Origin of the sequence: Agriterribacter sp., assembly GCF_035445465.1 — a bacterium.
Classification (GTDB): Bacteria; Bacteroidota; Bacteroidia; order Chitinophagales; family Chitinophagaceae; genus Agriterribacter.
This window is the reverse complement of record NZ_DAOMQT010000028.1, coordinates 1-21041: the sequence shown is the minus strand read 5'-3', so window position 1 is coordinate 21041 and position 21041 is coordinate 1. Positions and strand designations below refer to the sequence as shown.

Sequence of the window (21041 nt, the reverse complement as noted above, 5' to 3'; positions counted from 1 at the left end):
TATGGAAACAACAGGTAATGCCTTTTTGAGATTGGTAAAGATCATGGATGAGCTGAGAACACAGTGTCCGTGGGATAAAAAGCAAACCATACAAACCCTGCGTTCGCTTACCATTGAAGAAACCTATGAGCTGGCCGATGCCATAACGGAGCAAAACTGGAAGGAGATCAAAGAAGAGCTGGGAGATCTTTTGCTGCATATTGTTTTTTATGCTAAAATAGCCACTGAACAAAACCGGTTTTCCATTGAAGATGTAATTAATGGCGTATGTGAAAAGCTGATCTTCCGGCATCCTCATATTTACGGGGACGTGAAGGTGGAAAGTGAAGAAGACGTAAAACGCAACTGGGAAAACCTGAAGCTAAAAGAAGGTAAAAAATCCGTTCTGGGCGGCGTGCCTGCCGCGCTTCCGGCAACGGTAAAGGCTATGCGCCTGCAGGAAAAGGCAAAGCAGGTGGGCTTTGAATGGGACAACCGGGGGCAGGTTTGGGAAAAGGTGGAAGAGGAAATGAAAGAGCTGCAGGAAGCGATAGCCGAAAATAATACCGAAAATATAGAAGAGGAATATGGCGACCTGGTATTTTCACTTATTAACTATGCACGGTTTTTGCATATTGACGCTGAAAATGCGCTGGAACGGACGAATAAAAAATTCATAGCCCGCTTTACCCGTATGGAAAAGGAAGCGATAACAAAGGGAAAAAACCTGGCAGAGCTGTCGCTTGAAGAAATGGATGCGATCTGGAACCGGATTAAACATCAAAAAAACGGATCTTGAAAAAATTCTGGAGCGATATTTTTTATAACAATGGTTACCTGCTTATCGGGGCGGCATGGCTGTTTACAATCTCTTTTATATTCAGCAACTACTGGTCATACACTTCTTCACCCGGCGGGGTAACAAAATCCTTAGAAAAATATATCTGGCGTAATGAGCAGAATTTCGATTCCTTTTTAAGAGATACCATACTGCTGGGGAAGATCCTTAATAAAAGTGAAAGCGAAGCGGAAGTGCAACACATTACGCAGCAGGAGTATAAGGTTTTTTTGTATGAGGAGGAAGTTCCCGGAACCTATAACCTTTTATTCTGGAACACACAGTCGGTTTTACCGGAGCATGATTTGCTTCAAAAGGAACAGCTCCGGTATATTGCCTCCCTGTCTAATGGTCAATATGAAGTAATAAGAAAAAAGATCAGTTACCAGGGTAAGTCTATCATTGCGTTATATCTTTTGCCCATTCGCAGGCAGTATGTGCTGGAGAGTGAATACCTGAAGAATGGTTTTGTTAATCACGCCAATATAGAAGAAAATTATGCGCTTGTATTTACCCCAACGAGCTATCCGGTACAAAGTATAAACGGCGCCACGCTTTTTTATCTCCAGCCCAAATCACTGGTTGAGCATCACAGTAACGACTGGCTGACCATGCTGCTGCGAATACTGGGTTCCCTGCTTACGCTTTTCTTTTTTCATAACCTGGCCATATCGCTTTCAAGATCGGCGGGAGCGGTTACCGGTGTGTCTTTTATGGTAATATTGATGCTTGGGTTACGTGCATTAAGTTATTTTTTCCCCATACCTGCCAACTTCCGGCAATTTGAATTGTTTGACCCGGTAATATATGGCTCCAGTATCATATCCCGTTCTTTGGGTGATCTGCTGATCAATAGCATCCTTTTTTTCTGGCTGGTGCTGTTTGCCAGGATCCAGTTTTCCAAACAGCATATACGTTTACAGATCCAAAATATTACCTGGCGCCGCGTAGCAATAGTAGGCCTGTCGCTGGTAATGATAATAGCCACGCTTACTGGCGGTCATGTAATACGCAGCCTCGTAGCCGATTCACAGATTTCTTTCGATGTTACCAATTTTTTCAGCCTTACAGTATACAGTGTATTTGGCTTTATCGTATTATGCTGTGTTTCGCTGGGATATTTTATTTTTTCCCAGGCTGTTTTAAAGGCCATTCATATATTAAACCGCAAATCGCGTTATAACCCCATACTCATCATTTCCGTTATCGGATTACTGGGTTTGAGTGTAAGAGTAAACAGCCAGTACGTGGTTTTTGAATTATGTATGCTCGTTTGGCTTGTGTTGTATGTATATCTTATGAGCAAGGTGGAGCTCGGGTTAAAAAGAAATAATTTCCTGGTGGCCAATGCGCTTTTCTGGCTGTTTATTTTCTCTGCGTCTATTGCTGCTATTATTATTTTTCAAAACCGCACAAAGGAGCTGGAGTTAAGGAAGCGAACGGCCGAAAAATTAGTGATGCAGGCCGACCCTTCCAGCGAAAGGTTGTTAAATATAGCTATACAAAGTTTCAGTAATAATTTTTTTCTTACCCATCTTTGGCGGCTGCATGATCCTGTGCAGAGCGCAATATTTAAAGACAGCCTGATCAACGCCAACTTTACACCCTATCTTAATAAATATGATACAGAGCTTTTCTTTTATGATGCGGAGGAAAAACCCATTCCAAACGGCGAGCGGTTAACCTTTGATGAATTAAATACCATTTATTCTGTACAGGGTAAAAACACCAAAATACCCGGTTTGCGCTATTATGAAACGGCGTTTGATAAATTCAGCTACATCTACCTTAAGCAAATCAGGGACAGCGCACAGGAAATCCGCTCTTATTTTTTTATGCTGGCTAATCCTAAACGTTACCGGAGCGAGGCATTGTATCCTGAACTCTTCCGGCAGGCGGAGGATTATTCATTTGAATACGCGCCGGACTATGCCTATGCTATTTACGACAGCGGCGCTTTGCAGGTATATGTTAATGATTATAGCTTTCCTACCAGCTTAACGGAAAATGATTTGCCCAAACAGGAGTTTTTTGAAAAGCTCACTAACGGGTATAGCGAATTATGGTATAAATCGGGCAATAAAGTAATTATCATAACGCGAAGGAGCAGCTTCATCATGGAAGCGATCACACTTTTTGCTTACCTGTTTTGTTCCTTTCTTTTGCTGGTAGCGCTGTTCCAGATTGCAAGCATAATTATTCAGTCGGGCTTCCGGTGGCGGGCTCTGCGGGAGATCACCGATTTTAATATCCGTTCGCAGATATACGGCACCGTAATTTTTGTGAGTGTATTTTCTTTTATTGTAGTTGGAGCGGCCACTATTTTATTTTTTACGGCTTCCTATAATAAAAACAACCGCGATAAGCTGAGCCGGTCCATACAGGATATATCTGCTGCCTTAAAGAATAAGATCAGCGATCACCGGCTCATGGACGATGTAATGCAGGTATATGATTCAGCCTATGGAAAATCTGTACGGCAGCAAATAACCGATTTGGCCCAATTGCATAACGCGGATGTTAATCTTTATAATTCCGATGGCTCGCTCCAGATTTCTTCCCAGCCTTTTGTATATAACAAAGGTGTATTAAGCCGTATGATGGATCCGCTGGCGTTCTATAATCTTAACCGCCAAAAGAAGATCCAGTATGTGCAGGAGGAGCAATACGGTAAAATGAATTATCTCAGCATTTACGTGCCGGTAATGGGTGAAAACACGCAGGCAGTTGGCTATCTCAACATCCCTTATTTCAATTCCCAAAACAGGCTGAAGCGGGAAATATCAAGCTTCCTGGTTACCATTATTAACCTTAATGCCTTCATCTTCCTGTTATCCGGCGTCATTGCGTTGTTCCTCACCAACCGGATAACCGGTTCTTTCACCCTTATCAGTGCTATGATGAAAGATGTGAACCTGGGTAAGCATAATGCAGAAATTGTTTGGAAGAAGAGGGATGAAATTGGCGGGTTGGTAAAAGAGTACAACAAAATGGTTCAAAAGCTGGAAGAAAGCGCCGCGGCACTGGCTAAAACGGAAAGGGAAGGAGCCTGGCGGGAAATGGCAAGGCAGGTAGCACATGAAATTAAAAACCCGCTTACGCCCATGAAGCTGAGCATACAATATTTGCAGAAAGCCATTTATAATAATGCCCCCAACGTCAAGGAATTGTCATCTAATGTGGCTCAAACCCTTGTAGAACAAATTGATCATTTGTCGAGGATAGCTTCCGAATTTTCGCAGTTCGCTAATATCGGCAATGCTAAAAACGAAGTATTCGACATTAACAAGCTTTTAAATTCATTGGTGTACCTGCATGACGTGCAGGAAAGCGTAACCATTCACTGGGCGCCCGGCGATGATGCTTTATGTATTGATGCCGATAAAACCCAGATCAACAGGCTTTTCACCAATCTCCTGCAAAACGCCATTGAGGCTATTCCTGAAGGAGAGAGCGGTGATGTTACGGTGAAGGTAAAAGAAGAAAGGAACACACGTAATGTAAGGATAAGCATCAGCGACAATGGCCCGGGCATTCTCAAAAACATGCTGCCTAATATTTTTACTCCAAATTTTACTACAAAAACTTCGGGTACGGGTTTAGGACTGGCCATATGTAAAGGCATTGTGGAACAATCGCGCGGAAACATCTGGTTCGATACGGAAGAAGGAAAAGGAACTACATTTTATGTAGAATTACCGCTTTATGAAAATGGTACGGTATCGTGATGGAGAGCCAGGGTGGAGGTTGCAGGTTGAAGGTTTCAGGGTTCAGGTTTCAGGTTTCAGGTTGCAGGGGTGTTCCTTGTAACATGAGCCCTGCAACCTGTAACTTCCTTGCAACTTGTACCCTGTAACCTGTCTTAAATCCCTTTTTTCTCTTTTCTTTTCTGTAAAAAAAATTCAAACTCCTGAAGGCTATAGCTGCTGAGGTTGCTTTGGCGGGTTAACCCGGCCTTTTGCGCGGCAAGCACGCCGTAGCGTATATCATTATAGCCCTCTGTATGATGTGCATCGGGATCAATGGAGATAACGGCCCCTTTCTCCAGCGCATAATCAATCCAGCGCCGGTCCATATCAAGGCGCCGCGGATGGGCGTTTAACTCTATGACCACATGGTGCTCCACGCAGGCATCAATAAGTGTTTTATGATCTACCGGATATCCTTCCCTGCTCAGCAGCAGCCTTCCCGTCATGTGCCCCAGTATAGTAGTATACGGATTTTGAATGGCTGTTAATAAGCGTAGCATGGCTTTGTCTTCCGTCATTTTAAGGTTAGCGTGAACGGAAGCGATGACCAGGTCGAATGTAGCTAATACCTGGTTAGGGTAATCCAGGCTGCCGTCATTCAAAATATCGGATTCAATGCTTTTAAATATTTTAAAAGGGCGCAGTTGTTCATTAAGGTTATCAATATAAAGGTGCTGTTCCTTTACCCTGTCTTCCTTTAGCCCGTTGGCGTAAAAGGCCGATTTACTGTGGTCGCTGATCACCAGGTATTCAAATCCTTTTTCAATGGCTGCTCTTGCCATTTCTTCTATGCTTTGTCTTCCATCGCTCCAGTTGCTGTGGCTGTGAATAACCGCTTTTACATCTTCCGGCTGAATAAGTTGCAGGGATGGCTTGTTCATTGCCGCAGCTATTATCGTTTCTTTTTCGCGGAGGCAGGGAGGAAGGTAAGGAACGCCAGCCGCTTTAAAAACCTGTTCTTCGCTGCTATAGACCTGCGCAGATGGAAATCTTTTTTCCCATTCATTTAAAAAGGCGCCGGAGCAACAGGTATGAAATAAAATGCTCCCAAAGTTCTCATCCCGGGCAGCGTAAAAGGTAAGGACTATGTTATCTTCCGTTTTAAAGCTAATACCGGATTCGTTTTTTTCAGTAACGGAAAAGGGAAGTGCTGAAAAGAACTGTTCCAGTTCGGTGTTGCCGGCGGTACTTACCCATTCCAGCTTATCAATCGTTTCGAGCTGTCTTGCAAAAGCGCCGGTGTGTACAAATCTATGATTGGGAAATTGTTTTTGGAGTTGTTGCTGCATGCTCAGGGCATAGGGTTCTATGCCGGCATATAAATAACTTCCTTTGCTGCGGAGGTAAAATTCGATATAAGTTTTTACATTCTGCTGTGTCTTTTCTCCAAATCCTTTAAAAAGCAATAGCCTGTTTTCATTACAGGCATACAATAATTCGCCAATCGTTTCCAGGCCCATTTCCTTCCATATCACGGCAATCTTTTTAGGTCCGAGGCCTTTTATGTGCAGCATTTCCAGTACGCCTGGAGGTGTTTTTTGCAGGTATATTTCCAGCGCGTTTAATTTCCCGCTTTGCCTCATCTCCATGATCTTTTTGCCAATGGTGTCGCCAATGCCTTTTATAGTGAATATTTTTTCATCGGGTAATGCACTCAGCGCAACAGGCAATTTTTCTATAGTGTATGCCGCTATGGCATAGGATTTTGCTTTAAAGCTGTTTTCACCATGAATGTCTATGAGTTTGGAAAGCAGGGAAAAGGCATCTGCTATCTGAGAATTATCCATGTAGATAGGTTTGAAATGTAAGATTCGGAATATGCTAACCACCCGCTGAGCAGGCCAATAATAAAAAAAGTCCCGTAAACGGGACTTATTATTTTTTGAGCTGTTGAGAAAAAAGCTAAGCTTATTTCTTCTTAGCGGCTTTCTTAGCAGCTTTTTTAGGAGCGGCTTTCTTAGCGGCTTTTTTAGGAGCAGCTTTCTTAGCAGCCTTTTTAGGGGCAGCTTTCTTAGCGGCTTTTTTAGGAGCAGCTTTCTTAGCGGCCTTTTTAGGAGCAGCTTTTTTAGCGGCTTTTTTTACAGTTGCCATGTTTTTTAGAATTTAATGGTTAGTTAATAATGGATTAACGTCATAAAAGTAAAAACATTTTTCCAACTGCAAAATTTTTTTTTAATCTGTTGCTTCAGCAGCGGCTACAGAAACAAAGGTTTTGTTGTTTTTCCCCTTCTTAAATTCAACCATACCATCGTTCAGTGCGAACAGGGTAAAGTCTCTTCCCACACCTACGTTCTTACCGGGATGGTAAGCGGTGCCACGCTGGCGAACAATAATGTTGCCTGCAATTGCAGGTTGTCCGCCATATATTTTTACACCCAAGCGTTTACTTTGCGAGTCGCGGCCGTTTTTTACACTGCCTTCGCCTTTCTTATGTGCCATGATCTTTTAATTTAGAAATTACAATTTCGAATTTCAGTACTCGAATTTCAACTATGCGATATCTGTTACCTTGATATGCGTAAACAAAGTACGGTGTCCGTGTTTTTTACGGAAGCCTTTTCTTCTTTTCATTTTAAAGGCAATGACTTTATTGCCCTGTACTTCGCCAACTATTTCGGCTTTAACTTTTATCTTTACATCGGCGCCGGTTGATAAGGTATCACCATTATCTGCCAGCAACACATCAGTAAACTCCAGGGCGTCGCCTGCTTTTCCATCTAAATGCGGAACGTACAGGTTCTGTCCCTGCTGAACTTTAAACTGCTGACCGGCTATTTTAACTATTGCAAACATGAGGCGAATTTTAAGGAGTGCAAAGGTAGGGTTAATTTTCTTCCCGGCAAATAATTGAAAGAAAAAATCTTCCCTGCTTACCGTGTCGCTTTGCAGCCGTAAGGCTATCTTTGCGGTCTCAACTATTCTTGCTGAAAGCACATGAAGATTAAATCCTTTTTGGCAAAGCCATTTGCCGGCTATATCCATAAGCAGGTAAAAAGATCTATGTTTACGGCCCTGGCCGACCAGGAGCAGATATTGAAAGACCTGCTGAAAACAGGAAGGAAAACCGAATTCGGGATAGCGCACGCTTTTAATGAGGTGGCTGCTTACAACGAGTTCAGGCAGGCTGTTCCCATCCGCGATTACGAGGCCTTTAAGCCCTATATTGAACGCATTAAGCAGGGCAAACACAATGTGTTATGGAAGGGTCTGCCTATTTACTTTGCCAAAACCAGCGGTACCACCAGCGGGGTGAAGTATATTCCTATTACAAAAGAATCGGTAGATAATCATTTTGAAACGGCCCGCAACGCTTTTTTTTGTTATATGTCGGAAACCGGAAACTATTCCTCCGCCAACGGTAAAATGATCTTCCTCAGCGGCAGCCCGGTGCTTGAAAGGGTTGGCGGCATACCCACGGGCCGGTTAAGCGGCATTTCCAATCATCTTATACCCCGGTACCTGCGTACCAACCAGTTGCCCAGCTATGAAACCAATTGCATTGAAGACTGGGAAACCAAGCTGGAAAAGATAGTGGACGAAACGATTGACCAGGACATGACGATGATAAGCGGTATACCACCCTGGATGCAGATGTATTTTGACCGGCTAACGGCCCGCAGCGGTAAAAAGATAAAAGACCTGTTTCCTAATTTTAATGTAATGGTACAGGGCGGGGTGAACTTTGAGCCGTATAAAGCCAGATTATTTGAAAGCATAGGTAAAAAAGTAGATACCATCGAAACTTACCCGGCATCGGAAGGTTTTTTTGCTTTCCAGGATTCGCAGGAGCAGGAGGGCTTACTGCTCAATACCAACTTTGGGATATATTTTGAGTTTGTGCCTGCGCAGGAAATTTTTTCCGACAATCCAACGCGGCTCTCTCTTAAAGAGGTAAAAGCGGGTGAAAATTATGCCCTCATCATTAACAGTAATGCCGGCTTGTGGGGCTATAACCTGGGGGATATTGTAAAATTTGTTTCAACAGACCCTTTCCGGATAGTGGTTACGGGGCGTATTAAACATTTTATATCTGCCTTTGGCGAACACGTTATTGGTGAGGAGGTGGAATACAGCTTAATGAAAGCCGCTGAAAAGGAAGGACTGAAGGTTACAGAATTTACGGTGGCGCCTGTGATAGAACAGGGCAGGGGTAAAAGTTACCACGAGTGGTTTATAGAATTTGAAAACCCTCCGCAGAGCATCTCTGATTTTTCAATGGCGGTTGACCGGAATTTAAGAGAGAAGAATATTTATTATGATGACCTTATCAAAGGCAATATTCTTCAAACGCTGAAAATACGCCCGGTAAGAAAGAATGGTTTTATAGAATATATGAAAAGCGTAGGCAAGCTGGGCGGACAAAACAAGGTTCCCCGTTTAAGCAACGACAGGAAAATAGCGGATGAATTGAGGTACTACCTGCAGGAAGCATCGCCTGAACAGCAGGGCCGTGGGCTGAAATGATGATGAGATATTTTTTATCAATGCTTTTACATGCTGTATCTTGAATACCCGAACTGCACCGGCAGCAATATAATTGAATGAAAAAACGAATAGCTATATTTGGTTCCACAGGTTCCGTAGGCACACAGGCCCTGGAAGTGATCGCTTCTAATGTGGATAGATTTGAGGTGGAAATTTTAACCGCTCATTCCAATGATAAGCTGCTGATACAACAGGCAAAAAAATTCAATCCCAATGCGGTAGTTATTGTAAATGAAAATAAGTATGCCGCGGTAAGGGATGCGCTGGCCTCAACAAACGTAAAAGTTTTTGCGGGCGAGAAGGCATTAGATGAAGTAGCAGCTTTTGATACTTATGATATGATGCTGGCGGCTATTGTGGGTTTTGCCGGGCTAAAATCTACTTTGAAGGCCATTGAGTCGGGCAAAGCCATTGCATTGGCTAATAAAGAAACGCTGGTAGTGGCGGGGGATATTGTGATGCAAAAAGCGGTAGAAAAAAGAGTGCCTGTAATACCTGTTGATTCTGAGCATTCCGCTATTTTTCAATGTTTGATAGGGGAAACAAGAAATAAGATAGAGAAAGTGGTGCTAACGGCATCCGGCGGTCCCTTCCTGGGTAAAAAACCCAACTTTTTGGTGAATGTAAAAAAGGAGCACGCGCTGCAGCACCCCAACTGGAATATGGGCGCTAAAATTTCCGTTGACTCCGCCACCTTAATGAATAAGGGACTGGAAATGATTGAAGCGCGCTGGCTGTTTAACCTGCAGCCTGATCAGATACAGGTAATTGTGCATCCCGAAAGCATCATACATTCCATGGTGCAGTTTGAAGACGGCAGTATTAAAGCCCAGATGGGCCTGCCCGATATGAAAGTGCCTATACAATATGCGCTTGCTTTTCCGCAGCGCATACCCAACACTTTTCCCCGGTATGATTTCACACGCTCTTCCGGGCTACACTTTGAGCAGCCCGATATCAAAACTTTTCGCAACCTGGCGCTTGCCATGCAGGCCTTGCAGAAAGGCGGTAATACCCCCTGCGTGCTCAATGCCGCTAATGAAATTGCGGTATATGGTTTTTTACGCAACAGGATAGGTTTTTTAGATATGATGGAAATGGTGGAAAGAGCCATGGACAAAATACCTTATATAGAAAAACCCACCCTGGAAGAATATTTTGAGAGCGATGCCGCAGCCCGTAATTTTGCCGCTTCTTTAATCCATATATAACACATATATAACAATAAGAAAACGGAAGGTGAAAAAAGAAAACTTCATTATTGCCGTTTCAACAACAACAAAAGTTAATACATTTAAATGATAACATTATTAGCGATAAACTGGGCATCAGTGGGTTTACAGGCAGGGCAATTGATTCTGTCGCTTTCTATTCTGGTCATCATACATGAATTAGGACATTATCTTACCGCCAAATGGTTTAAATGCAGGGTGGAAAAGTTTTACCTGTTCTTTGATCCCTGGTTCTCATTGTTTAAAAAGAAAGTAGGCGAAACGGAGTATGGCATTGGCTGGCTGCCATTGGGAGGTTATGTGAAAATAGCGGGCATGATTGACGAAAGCATGGATAAAGAGCAGATGAAAAAGCCCGCCGAACCCTGGGAATTCAGGAGCAAACCGGCCTGGCAGCGTTTAATTATTATGGTTGCAGGCGTTACCATGAATATCCTTCTTGCCTTCCTGATATACAGTATGATACTATTGGTTTGGGGCGAAAAGAAGGTGCCTGTAAATTCAATGAAATACGGATTGGCATTCAGAGACAGCTTAATGTTTGACCTGGGCTTTAAGAACGGCGATAAGATATTAGCGGTAAACGATCAGCCGGTAGACGACTATACCGATATTGTTAAAAAGCTGATCCTCGGAAATAATGTAAGCATAGAAAGAGCGGGTAAGCCGGAAACGGTTACGCTTCCTGTTGACCTTATAGGAAAGTTAGTAGAAAAGAAACGAAGCCGCATGCCTTTATTAGAGCCGCGCATACCCGTGGTGGTTAATGAAGTAGCCGATTCAAGCAATGCCTATAAAGCGGGTTTACAAAGCGGCGACCAGATCATTGCAATAAATGGCGCTTCCGCTGTTTTTTTTGATGAGCTCAAAAATGCGCTCGAAAAACACAAGGATCAAACCGTTCAGGTAAATGTATTAAGAGGAGCAGATACTTTGTCTTTGCCCACAGCAGTAACCAGCGATGGTACCATTGGTTTTTACCCGGTAAGTACCATTTCGGATTTAGACAGCATGGGTGTATTGAAATTGCAGATAACCAAATACAGTGTGCTGGAAGCATTTCCTGCCGGCGTAAAAATGGCGGGCGACCAGTTGCAATTTTATATAGACCAGTTTAAAAAAATATTATCTCCCGAAACGGGCGCTTACAAAGGAGTGGGTGGTTTTAAGGCAATGGGATCTATATTCCCTGATAGCGGGTGGGACTGGGAAACCTTTTGGCGGATTACCGCCTTCTTTTCTATTGTACTTGCCTTTATGAACTTATTACCCATACCGGCATTAGATGGCGGGCATGTAATGTTTACCCTGTATGAAATGATATCCGGCCGCAAACCCAGCGATAAATTCCTGGAATACGCCCAGATTGCAGGTATGATCATCTTATTCGGTTTGCTCATTTATGCTAATGGTAACGACTGGTTTGGATGGGGGAGGGGGAAGTAATTTGAAAATTTGAAAATGTGGAAATGGTAGCGGTCGGTACGCGATGGAGGAGCGTCAGACCACAGGCGGAAATGGGCAACCTGCCAGGACTACGGCTTTGCTTCGATGCTGGGCGGTCCGGACAGGTTTATCTATCACCGGTTTATTTTTGTATATTTGCAGTTGCTTTTTGAAGAGACATGTTGTATTCATTTTCAAATTGTCTCATTTTCAAATTTTCAAATTGTATATCCGGGGCTGACCGGTTTTGACAGCAAAGTTCTTTGTACGTGTAAGCATGCGGTGCGTTGGATAATTAGCACCTTAATCTGAATATTCAACAATTCAAATGGCAATACTCAGTATGCCATGGCTGCCTAATCAGTGATTAGATAGTCATTAGGGCCGCCGGGAAGGTTGACCAGCTACCAATCCCCGCCGCCGACATCAAAACAAAGCGGGTTGCTGTTATGAAAGGCTGTGATCATAACTTAAGACCATCCAGCTAAGGGATAGATTGGTTTGTTGATGTCCGGTTTATCTCCGACAATGAATCATCAGATAAGCATGTAGAAAGCGTATGGCGGATTTGTTTGGACCAGGGTTCGACTCCCTGCAGCTCCACAGGAAAAGAGGTTGTCTCAAAAGGGTTGGTATAGAAGATATGCCACTAAGACACGAGGGCACAAAGTCCTGATTTTCAGGTTTTATTTTCTTCGTGTTCCTGCCGGTAGGCAGGTTCGTGACTTAGTGGCAAATATCACTTTTGAGACAGCTCCTTTTGATGAGCAAGGAGGTTAAAATCTACTTTTCTTTTAACCAGATCTCTGAAGTTAGAAACCCTGTGAAAAGTAAAAAAATTAGCGTTATGGCAATTGTCTGCACCGCCTGACTCATCATCGAAAGCGGTTCTTGAAACAAATATGATATCATCTCCATCAAACAGGAAGTTTGCGTATTGAAAGCCATGATTCTTTACATCGGGATGATGCAACTTGTACTTCCTATTGCGTTTTCATTATTCCTGCTGTCAAAAACTATCCATTCATCATCAGGAGAAAAAACCTGTGTATTATGGATTACATGCCCCGCCTGATCAGAGGTTAATTGCACATCTTTATATAACATTGAATTTTTATTATTGTTACAGGCGGCAAAGGCTGTAACAAATATTACACAACCCAGTATCCCGGTTCCTCTTTTCATTTGCTACGAATTGTTACTCAATATTTGTTTTACTCTTTCAACGCTTATCCTTATTGCTTCTGCTTCATCATCGCTAAACATGTGATGTAAAGGCAATGCCATTGTATTATCTGTAATATCTAATATTGATAACACCTTTTTAATGCCTTTCAGAAACCTGTATCCACCGCCGCCCTGGCTGTAGATCACTGACGAAATCTCCATTACAGCTTGTTGAAGTCTTCTAACTGTTGTTAAATCACCCTCAGCCGCTGCGTTATATAGTTGTACATACAACTCCGGGAACATATTTGAGCCTGAATTTACTCCACCACTTCCACCAAGCAAAACTGATTGCGCCATCATTTCATCGGGGCCAACAAAAATGGAAAAATCAGGATTATCTTTCAGGAGGTAGAGTAAAGTATTAAAATAAGGACCAGCCCCGGAACTATCTTTAATACCCGGTATATTAGGGTGTTGAGAAAGAGTAACAATGGTTGCAGGTTCAATCATGATCTTTGTTTGCGCTGGCATATTATAAATGTATACCGGCAAAGATGATTGATCGGCTAACTTATTGTAATATGCCAACAACTCGGGCTGGGTTAGGGTGAAATAATAAGGGGGCGCTGCAACCACTGCGGATGCTCCGGCATTTTTTGAAAAAATTGTAAGCTGAACACTTTCAGCAAGAGAAGGATCTGTTATCCCAACCAGTAGAGGAACACGCCCATTAATATACTCACAACTGAGTGATACCAGTTCCTGCTTGATTTTGTTTGATAAACTGGTTGCTTCTCCTGTTGTACCCAAAATAAATATTCCACTTACCCCTCCATTTATCAGATGATTAATCAACTTTCTTAATCCATCCTTATTAATAGTATCATCATTTAACAGCGGCGTTGCCATTGGGGTTATAATTCCTTTCATAGTTATTTAACTTGTTTTAATATTTATTCCCGCTTGTTATAACATAAACGATTTAGCTGCACTGTAAGCATCAATACCTGCTGTATCAGATCCTCCGGTGAAACCAGGTCCTCCGGCCGCCACATAGCCATTGCTCGCACCAGACTTATCGGGGCTTACCCAAAACGAATAGAGCTTACCATTTTTTAACTGAAATTTGAATCGAACAGGTTTTCCCCTCAATTGAGAAAGGTCATCCACTCCTTTCCAGCTTATTTTCTGAATGGTACTGTCGCCGGCAATTGTCTCACAGCGTGAAAATGCAAATGGTGATATTGTTCGGTTTTTATCATCTGTAATTTCAACTTTCAGTTCACCGCTTTTGCAATCAGCGTTAACAAAAAGGTGCTTCCCTTTAAAGGTAACAGGTCTTGTTAAGAGATCACCACTTTTGCTATCCGCATTCATTGAAGCAAAGCCATCTCGTCTCAATACCGCTATTCCGGTACTTCCATAGGAATGCATGCCATTCTTCACATATACATTACTTTTCTTTGTCTGATCTCCTTTAAAGCCGATATAATAAAACCAAAGCTGATCGCCTACCACAGCGCATATTCCTCCCACAGATTGCACATAGCCACGGTCCCAGGATCCTTCCGTTCTTGTTGCATTAATGAAAGCCTCCCTGTTAGGACGATCCCAATGAAAGCCATCGCGGCTAAATGATATTTTGAGCTCTGTTATTTTTGGAGATGCATTTTTTAAACAAATTTCATTATCAGGACCAAGATGTATTTGGTGTAACCCAAGCATTAAACTTTCATAGCCTACGGCAGACAAGTTATATAATTGTGCCTTATCGCCAATAGCAGGATCGGGCAAATCAAGTTTATCTGCCCCAGTCCAAAAACTAACATCCTTTACATCCCATTGTGCACCTTTCAAAAAATCATCGTGTTCATAATAGTAACGTGAACGACCGATAGGCGACTTACCATACTGCCCTGTATTCCGGAGACTATAGACCCATTTCTTCCTGAAGGGATTATAGAATATGGTTGTTCTGTCTCCGCAAATACCTGTTTCTACTCTTTTTTCCCAATGGATACCATCTGCCGAAACCATTGCGTAACCGGTATATATCTGTTTTTTTGCACCCGGTATACCATTTGGCGGGCGGAGAAACATTTTAAACCGCTCTTCCGGGTTATCGGTAAAATGATCCAGGAAAACAGTACTGGAGTCAGCGATGATATCCGGAACAATTACATTGGTACCGCCATCCATTTCCAGTTCAGGTCTGTTCCAGTGAATACCATCCTTGCTTGTGGCATAAGCCATTTTGTACAACCAGCCCGCTTCGTACCAAACTTTAAACAACTGATCTTTCGGATCCCACCATACACCTCCGTCCTTTGCTGTAGCGCCGGGAATGCCCCACGGTCCCTGCTCTGTCCAGGTTTCCGGTTTTAATACAGGATTGTTTTCCAGCTTACGGGCATTGTAAAACTGCCGTTTTAATGATGTTTTTTCAATCAGAAAATCATCAACAAACAACTGACGTCCTACATCTACAGGAATAACAGCCGGTGGGTTTTTAAGATAAGGCAGATCCATCGGTTCATAATTGCCGGGATCAATATTTTTTTGGGGCCAATTAGCAGGCAGTTGTATACCATTATACAACAACTCTCCGGGCTCAGAAAGATTAAAGAATTCACCTTTAGGCAGTATCCATCCTGTTAATCCTAATGTAGACGTATTTTTAATAAAGTCACGACGGTTAATCATAAAAAAACATTTTAATTTTTTATTGCGAAACAGGAAGCCTTTTTTTAGGGCGCAGAAACGTGGTTTGAATAATGAACGCAATCAGAACAATACCGGCGAGCATCGCAAAATCTCTGCCCAGGTTTCCTGCATCAGTAGATCTCCCGAGAAAATCGGTAACCATTGCGCCTGCAAAAATGCCTGTCATATTCATGATGCCATAAGCTGTTGCTCTCATTTTGGGAGAAATAAACTGATAAAGAATGGGCATATTATTGGCATCGAACATACCAAAGCCAATTCCAAAACAACATCCTGCTAAAACAATAAAAACGAGTGATTGTCCAAAACCAATAAGCAACAGAGCGGGAATCATCAATAAGAGTCCGATGGCGCTTGTATACACTCTTCCACGGATGCTTTTTTGAACCCATCTGTCAGATAGTATACCGCCAAAAATTACTCCGGCAAAAGAAGAGGCCGCAATAGTAAGCGTAGCCAGCGGACCAGCTATTGCAATGTCTAATGAAAGCTTCTCTGCAAACAAAGTTGGCAACCAGTTTTTGGTGGCCCAGCCCGGCAGGCTCGGCACTGCAAAACAAAAAAGAATAAGCCAGAAGTAAATATTGGTAAACAGTATTTTTAAGCCACTAAAAAAAGATATTTTTATTTGCTTCTGCTGAAAGGGATCTGGCTCAGAATCAGGGTTACGTTTTGTGTCTTTTAAAAACAGGATCAATACAACTGAATATGCCACCCCGATAAATCCAAAGCTGTGAAAAGTAGCATGCCAGGAATATTGTGCCGCTATTGTTGCACCAAAACCACCCAATGCCTGCCCAAAATATAAACCCGTCATATGGATGCCTATTGCAAGTGATCTTGATTTATTGGAGTGAAAATCTGCTATAAGCGAAAGTCCGGCAGGCATGTATAGTGCTTCACTCACACCCATTATCGCTCTTAGCCAGTAAAGCTGGTTAAAAGTAGTAGCATAGCCCATAGCAAATGTAACTGCCGACCATACAAACAGGCTTCCTACAATAAGCCATTTACGGTTAACCTTATCAGCAATAATGCCAGACAGGGGATTTACCAGCCCGTATACCCAGAGAAATATGCCCATTAAATATCCAAACATGGTAGCCGACTGCAGCTCAACAATGTCAACCTGCATAGCGGTTTTCATGGTAGCTAGCATCTGCCTGTCAAGGTAGTTAAGTAACGCTACTACCCATAGCAGCGCAACTACTATCCACGGGTAACGCTTTGAATTTTTAATTTGGGCAAGCATTGTTTAACTTATTGTTTAATATGCCGGGTCTTGTTGTAATATGCCGGGTTGCAGGTCAAGCTGTGTTTGAGGAATTGGCCATTTATCATTCTTCTGAGGGTCATATGTTATACCCTGCATCAGCGTTCTGAACTGAGACTCGTTTACTATGAATTCATTCAAAACCTGGTTATCAATACCCCATCTTACAAGATCAAAAAACCTGTTTCCCTCTAACGCTGTTTCGAGACGAAGTTCCATTCTTAGCGCTGCCCTGCCATATTCCTGGCTCGGAAATGAGGTATATTCACCGAGTTTATAATTCGCAGCCGGTTTTGTCATATCAACCTCAATAGGGCGTCCGTCAAAAATATAGGTGGTAACCTTACCCATCACCAAATCATCCGATGCCCGCCTGCGAACGCGATTAATAAGGGTTTTTGCTGTTTCAAGATCTTCTTCTTCTACAGCACATTCTGCTCTCCATAATAAAACATGTGCAAAACGCAACGCTCTGTAATTAATAGATGTTGATCTTGCAAACGACGAATGTGATGCTATAGCCTGATCTTTTTTATAAAACATTTGTTTCACGGAATTATATGGACCACCGTATACCTGTTGCCTTACCCAATCACTGCCGGAATATACACCCCAGTCCATATAAGGGATGCCCCGGCGCCCCACGGTCCAGTCAAGACGGGGATCTACGGGTTCATCACTCGGAATAAATTCATCGGTTGGTGTTAATCCCATATCATTTTTGAGATTTGTTTCATTAAACTTTGGACCATTAATTCCAAGTAAAGGCAAACCATTTACATCTACCTTAAAAGCATTTACAATATCCTGCGAAGGCTGGTATACATTACAGCAGGTTGGTACAAAACGGTTCAATGGAAGGGTAACCCAGGAATCAGCATTGCCATTTCGTGGTCTATCTGTACCGTTATTTACCGAAGACTGAATTTCAAAAATGGATTCTATATTATTTTCTGTGAGTGGTGAATAGTTGTCTTTGAAATTTGCGACTAAATCGAACCTGCCGCTGTTAATGACCGCATCAAGCAACGGCTTAGCCTTGTCATACTCTTTCTGAAACATATGCGCATATGCCATATAAGCCATAGCTGCCCATTTGGTTGCTCTTCCCGGTTCTCCTGTATATGATTCAGGTAAGTTATCTACAGCAAACTTGAAATCTGCCTCAATATCATCCCATATCGGGCGGTCGTTTTTTACTTCAGAAGGAACAACACTTTCTGTAATGTATGGTACTTGCCAGAATACCTGTAAAAGCCGGAAATGCCACCAGGCCCGGATAAATTTTGCCTGGGCTTCTATAACTGTTGCCTGTGTTGCATCCATTGATGCTCTTTTGTTAGCCAGTGATTTTAAAACGTCATTTGCTCTGGCTATACCGTCATAACTAACAAACCATTTACCATTAATAAACTGGTTGGTTGCATCGGCTTTATATAATTCAATCTCTTCTACCGGTTGGGTATCTCCCTGTGTTGTGCCTTTATAAGCATCGTCAGAAGCACAATCCCAAACCCAGTTGCGCACAGAAGCTGCTCCCGACATAGCCTGATCTGTAGTGGAGCTTGCTCCACTCAGGGCCGCATACGCGCCGGTTAAAATATCTTCAGGATCAAGCAACTCCAAAAAAGCTACTCCTTTGGGCTCTTTGGATAAAAAACTTTTGCTGCATGAAATGATGACTGACATTCCCAGTGCTGTCAGTAAACAGCCTACAGATATATATGATGACTTTTTCATTGTAAATATTTTATGAGTTGTTATTCGATATTATAAGGTTATGTTTAAACCAACCAGATATCTTTTAGGTGTAGGCCAAATACCATAATCAATTCCAAAAGTGCGGTCGCTCGTTTGTATCTGCGGATCAAGCCCTGTATATTTAGTAAAGGTCAACAGGTTTGAACCCATTACATATATCCTGCATTTATTTACAGAAATCCTATTCAGCCAATGCGAAGGCAGATTATAACCAAGCTGCAGGTTTTGGAGCCTGAGAAAAGAACCATCTTCAATAAAATAGGTGGATGGTAACTGGCTTGTGGCGTCATTAATCTCGGCAATAGGCATTTTAGCGTCTTTGTTATCAGCTAAGTATGGACTTCCCCATGACTCATACAACCTTCTTGTACTCCTGTTTTTCTGAAAGAAATTAAAGTCAAGCGATCTCCTGAGTACATTGGCTATATCGTTTCCTACACTCGCATAAAAAATCGCGGAAAGATCAAACTGGCGGAATTGAATGCCTGCCGTAAGCCCGGCAGTAAAGTCGGGATGTGGCGACCCTATATAGGTACGGTCATCATTATTAATTACGCCATCTTCGTTCACATCTCTGAATTTAAACCGCCCCAATGCATTATAGGTTCCAAATGGCGCATGTTTATCTACTTCATCCTGTGTTTGAAAAATACCAACAACATCATATCCGTAAAATTCCGGGAATGCTGTACCCCGTTCTGCGCGGGTGTAAATATGTTCTCTGTAAGATGACCCTATAATTGTTTCCGCTGCTGCATCAGACAGTTTGAGTATTTTATTTTTATAGTGTGAAAAATTCACACCTATATTATACCTTAAATCATTGTTGAGCGCCGTACCCCGGTAATTGAGCTGCAGATCTATTCCCTTATTGCTCATGTCGCCAATATTTACCGAAGGAATAGTTGCCTGCCCGTTTACTGAGGGTATTCCACGCGGGTACAGCATATCGGATGTTTTCCGCTGCCAGATATCCACTGCTACATCAAGATTCTTCAATACCGTTGCATCAATGCCAAAATTGATGGTTGAGGTCGTTTCCCATTTGGCATCCGGATTACCAAAGGCCAGGGATTCAAATCCTGTTGTTAAGCCGGAATTGGACCCATCCATAGGGTAACTGGAAAAAGAGTGATCTGTTCTGAAGGTTGTAAACCCGTTATAATTTCCAATTTGATCGTTACCCGACCGTCCCCAGCTTGCTCTCAGCTTCAGATAATCCAGCACCTTCCCGGTTGATGCCATAAAATTTTCATCTGACACTACCCATCCTACTGCAAAGGCAGGAAAATTTCCGTATCTGTGCCCTGTACCAAATCTTGATGAACCATCCCGTCTGAATATGGCATCCACAAGATAGCGTCCTTCAAAATCGTAATGCAAATACCCGAAATAAGAAAATGTAGACCAGTCGCTGGCTGAACCGGAATTTGTTTGTACTCCTTCCCCTGAATTTAAAACCCAGTAATTTTTGTTTGTAACCAGGTATTTGGTGCGTGTGGCAGAAAGTCCGTTGTCATAATTGCTGATTGCTTCTGTACCAAGCAAGGCCTCAATGTTATGCCCTGAACTTAGTTTTTTTGAATAACTGAGTGTATTGGTAAAGTTCCATAACCTTGAGGCATTGGATGTTTCGGTTAACTGGTGATCTGCTCTTGCCTGGTAGCTGTCGGGATTGGCTTCGAGGGGAAGCTTTTCGTAGCTCTTGCTGATAGTATAGCCAAAGAGTGTTTTAAAAGAAAGATCAAATGGCAGTCCCACTATGGCGTGGAGATTGCCTGCAACAGCAAGTCTTTCCCTTCTGAAATCCATTGCCCTTTCCAGGTCTCCTATCGGATTTATAAAAGGATCAAAGCCTGTTAACCGGGAAAGAGGAGCATAATTTCCTTTAATATCATATACCGGCATTATTGCAGTAAGTTGCGGAATAACTCCCAAAGCCCCGCTTTCTCCTTCTTCCTGTAATCCTTTATCTGTTATCTGGCTCAGGCGGATATTCTGTCCAAGCTTCAACCATTTTTTTACTGTTGAACTGATATTCCCGCTCAGCGTAAACCTTTCAAAGCCGGAATGCTTTACTATACCACCTTCATTAAGGTAGCCCGCACTGAAGGCATAAGTAGTATTTTCCGACCCGCCTGTAACGGACAGGTTATAATCCTGCGTAATACCCGGATTGAAGATTTCCTTATGCCAGTCGGTGCCTGCGGTGTTAGATTCTGTAATAGGATAGCTTCGTATATTGTACAGATTAGTATCTACCTGGTCAGCTCCTGCAGGCAGCAGATATTTAGGTATACGGGGCGTTGCTCCATTTCCGTATACAGGATGATTATATATACCCCCTGTTGATATATTTGGTAGTTAAGCTATTAAGCAGCGAG

15 protein-coding genes and 1 other RNA gene are annotated in these 21041 nt (G+C 42.6%); 6 read left to right on the top strand and 10 right to left on the bottom strand.

Annotated elements, in window-relative coordinates:
* The first annotated feature begins 1 nt into the window (after position 1).
* Together mazG and PLE34_RS13895 are read left to right on the top strand one after the other, a co-directional pair.
* A complete protein-coding gene (gene mazG / locus PLE34_RS13900; protein WP_324557923.1) occupies positions 2 to 778 on the top strand; it encodes a nucleoside triphosphate pyrophosphohydrolase in 777 nt (258 codons plus the stop codon).
* Positions 775 to 4545, top strand: a complete 3771-nt coding sequence (locus PLE34_RS13895) for a sensor histidine kinase (protein WP_324557922.1) — start codon at positions 775 to 777, stop codon at positions 4543 to 4545. The genes mazG and PLE34_RS13895 overlap by 4 nt, the downstream gene beginning before the upstream one ends.
* 134 nt (positions 4546 to 4679) lie before the next feature.
* Here the strand turns inward: PLE34_RS13895 and PLE34_RS13890 are convergent, their stop codons facing one another.
* From PLE34_RS13890 to rplU, 4 genes are all read right to left on the bottom strand, one after another.
* The gene (locus tag PLE34_RS13890; RefSeq protein WP_324557920.1) at positions 4680 to 6353 is read right to left on the bottom strand and encodes a PHP domain-containing protein; all 1674 of its coding nucleotides are present in this window, start codon (positions 6351 to 6353) and stop codon (positions 4680 to 4682) included.
* Between the two features lie 121 nt (positions 6354 to 6474).
* The gene (locus PLE34_RS13885) at positions 6475 to 6657 is read right to left on the bottom strand and encodes a hypothetical protein (protein WP_324557919.1); all 183 of its coding nucleotides are present in this window, start codon (positions 6655 to 6657) and stop codon (positions 6475 to 6477) included.
* A gap of 81 nt (positions 6658 to 6738) precedes the next feature.
* Positions 6739 to 7005 carry a 50S ribosomal protein L27 gene (gene rpmA, locus PLE34_RS13880; RefSeq protein ID WP_324557918.1) on the bottom strand — a complete coding sequence of 89 codons (267 nt, stop codon included), beginning with the start codon at positions 7003 to 7005 and terminating at the stop codon, positions 6739 to 6741.
* Between the two features lie 51 nt (positions 7006 to 7056).
* Positions 7057 to 7359 (bottom strand): 50S ribosomal protein L21, encoded by a 303-nt coding sequence (gene rplU, locus PLE34_RS13875; RefSeq protein WP_324557916.1) that lies wholly within the window; start codon positions 7357 to 7359, stop codon positions 7057 to 7059.
* 141 nt (positions 7360 to 7500) lie between these two features.
* Between rplU and PLE34_RS13870 the strand changes: the two genes are divergently transcribed.
* The 4 genes from PLE34_RS13870 to ssrA all read left to right on the top strand — a co-directional run bounded on the left by PLE34_RS13870 (position 7501) and on the right by ssrA (position 12335).
* The gene (locus PLE34_RS13870) at positions 7501 to 9030 is read left to right on the top strand and encodes a GH3 auxin-responsive promoter family protein (protein ID WP_324589693.1); all 1530 of its coding nucleotides are present in this window, start codon (positions 7501 to 7503) and stop codon (positions 9028 to 9030) included.
* Positions 9031 to 9107: 77 nt separating this feature from the next.
* Positions 9108 to 10262 carry a 1-deoxy-D-xylulose-5-phosphate reductoisomerase gene (locus PLE34_RS13865; RefSeq protein WP_324557913.1) on the top strand — a complete coding sequence of 385 codons (1155 nt, stop codon included), beginning with the start codon at positions 9108 to 9110 and terminating at the stop codon, positions 10260 to 10262.
* A gap of 87 nt (positions 10263 to 10349) precedes the next feature.
* On the top strand, positions 10350 to 11729 hold the full coding sequence (gene rseP, locus PLE34_RS13860; protein ID WP_324557911.1) for an RIP metalloprotease RseP: 1380 nt from the start codon (positions 10350 to 10352) through the stop codon (positions 11727 to 11729).
* Positions 11730 to 11962: 233 nt separating this feature from the next.
* Positions 11963 to 12335, top strand: a transfer-messenger RNA (tmRNA) gene (ssrA, locus tag PLE34_RS13855).
* 348 nt (positions 12336 to 12683) lie between these two features.
* On the opposite strand, the gene PLE34_RS13850 is transcribed toward ssrA, so the two are convergent.
* The 6 genes from PLE34_RS13850 to PLE34_RS13825 are packed head-to-tail and all read right to left on the bottom strand — an operon-like array spanning position 12684 to position 20883.
* Positions 12684 to 12914, bottom strand: coding sequence for a hypothetical protein (locus PLE34_RS13850; RefSeq protein ID WP_324557910.1), 231 nt, complete (start codon positions 12912 to 12914; stop codon positions 12684 to 12686).
* Positions 12915 to 12917: 3 nt separating this feature from the next.
* Positions 12918 to 13829: a dihydrodipicolinate synthase family protein gene (locus tag PLE34_RS13845; RefSeq protein ID WP_324557908.1), complete on the bottom strand. Its 912-nt coding sequence runs from the start codon at positions 13827 to 13829 to the stop codon at positions 12918 to 12920.
* A 36-nt stretch (positions 13830 to 13865) separates the two neighbouring features.
* Complete coding sequence (locus PLE34_RS13840; protein WP_324557906.1) at positions 13866 to 15602, bottom strand: hypothetical protein; 1737 nt, start codon at positions 15600 to 15602, stop codon at positions 13866 to 13868.
* A 19-nt stretch (positions 15603 to 15621) separates the two neighbouring features.
* Positions 15622 to 16875: an MFS transporter gene (locus PLE34_RS13835; RefSeq protein ID WP_324557904.1), complete on the bottom strand. Its 1254-nt coding sequence runs from the start codon at positions 16873 to 16875 to the stop codon at positions 15622 to 15624.
* Between the two features lie 15 nt (positions 16876 to 16890).
* Positions 16891 to 18636 carry a RagB/SusD family nutrient uptake outer membrane protein gene (locus tag PLE34_RS13830; protein ID WP_324557902.1) on the bottom strand — a complete coding sequence of 582 codons (1746 nt, stop codon included), beginning with the start codon at positions 18634 to 18636 and terminating at the stop codon, positions 16891 to 16893.
* A 30-nt stretch (positions 18637 to 18666) separates the two neighbouring features.
* A complete protein-coding gene (locus tag PLE34_RS13825) occupies positions 18667 to 20883 on the bottom strand; it encodes a SusC/RagA family TonB-linked outer membrane protein (RefSeq protein WP_324557980.1) in 2217 nt (738 codons plus the stop codon).
* Between the last annotated feature and the right edge of the window lie 158 nt (positions 20884 to 21041).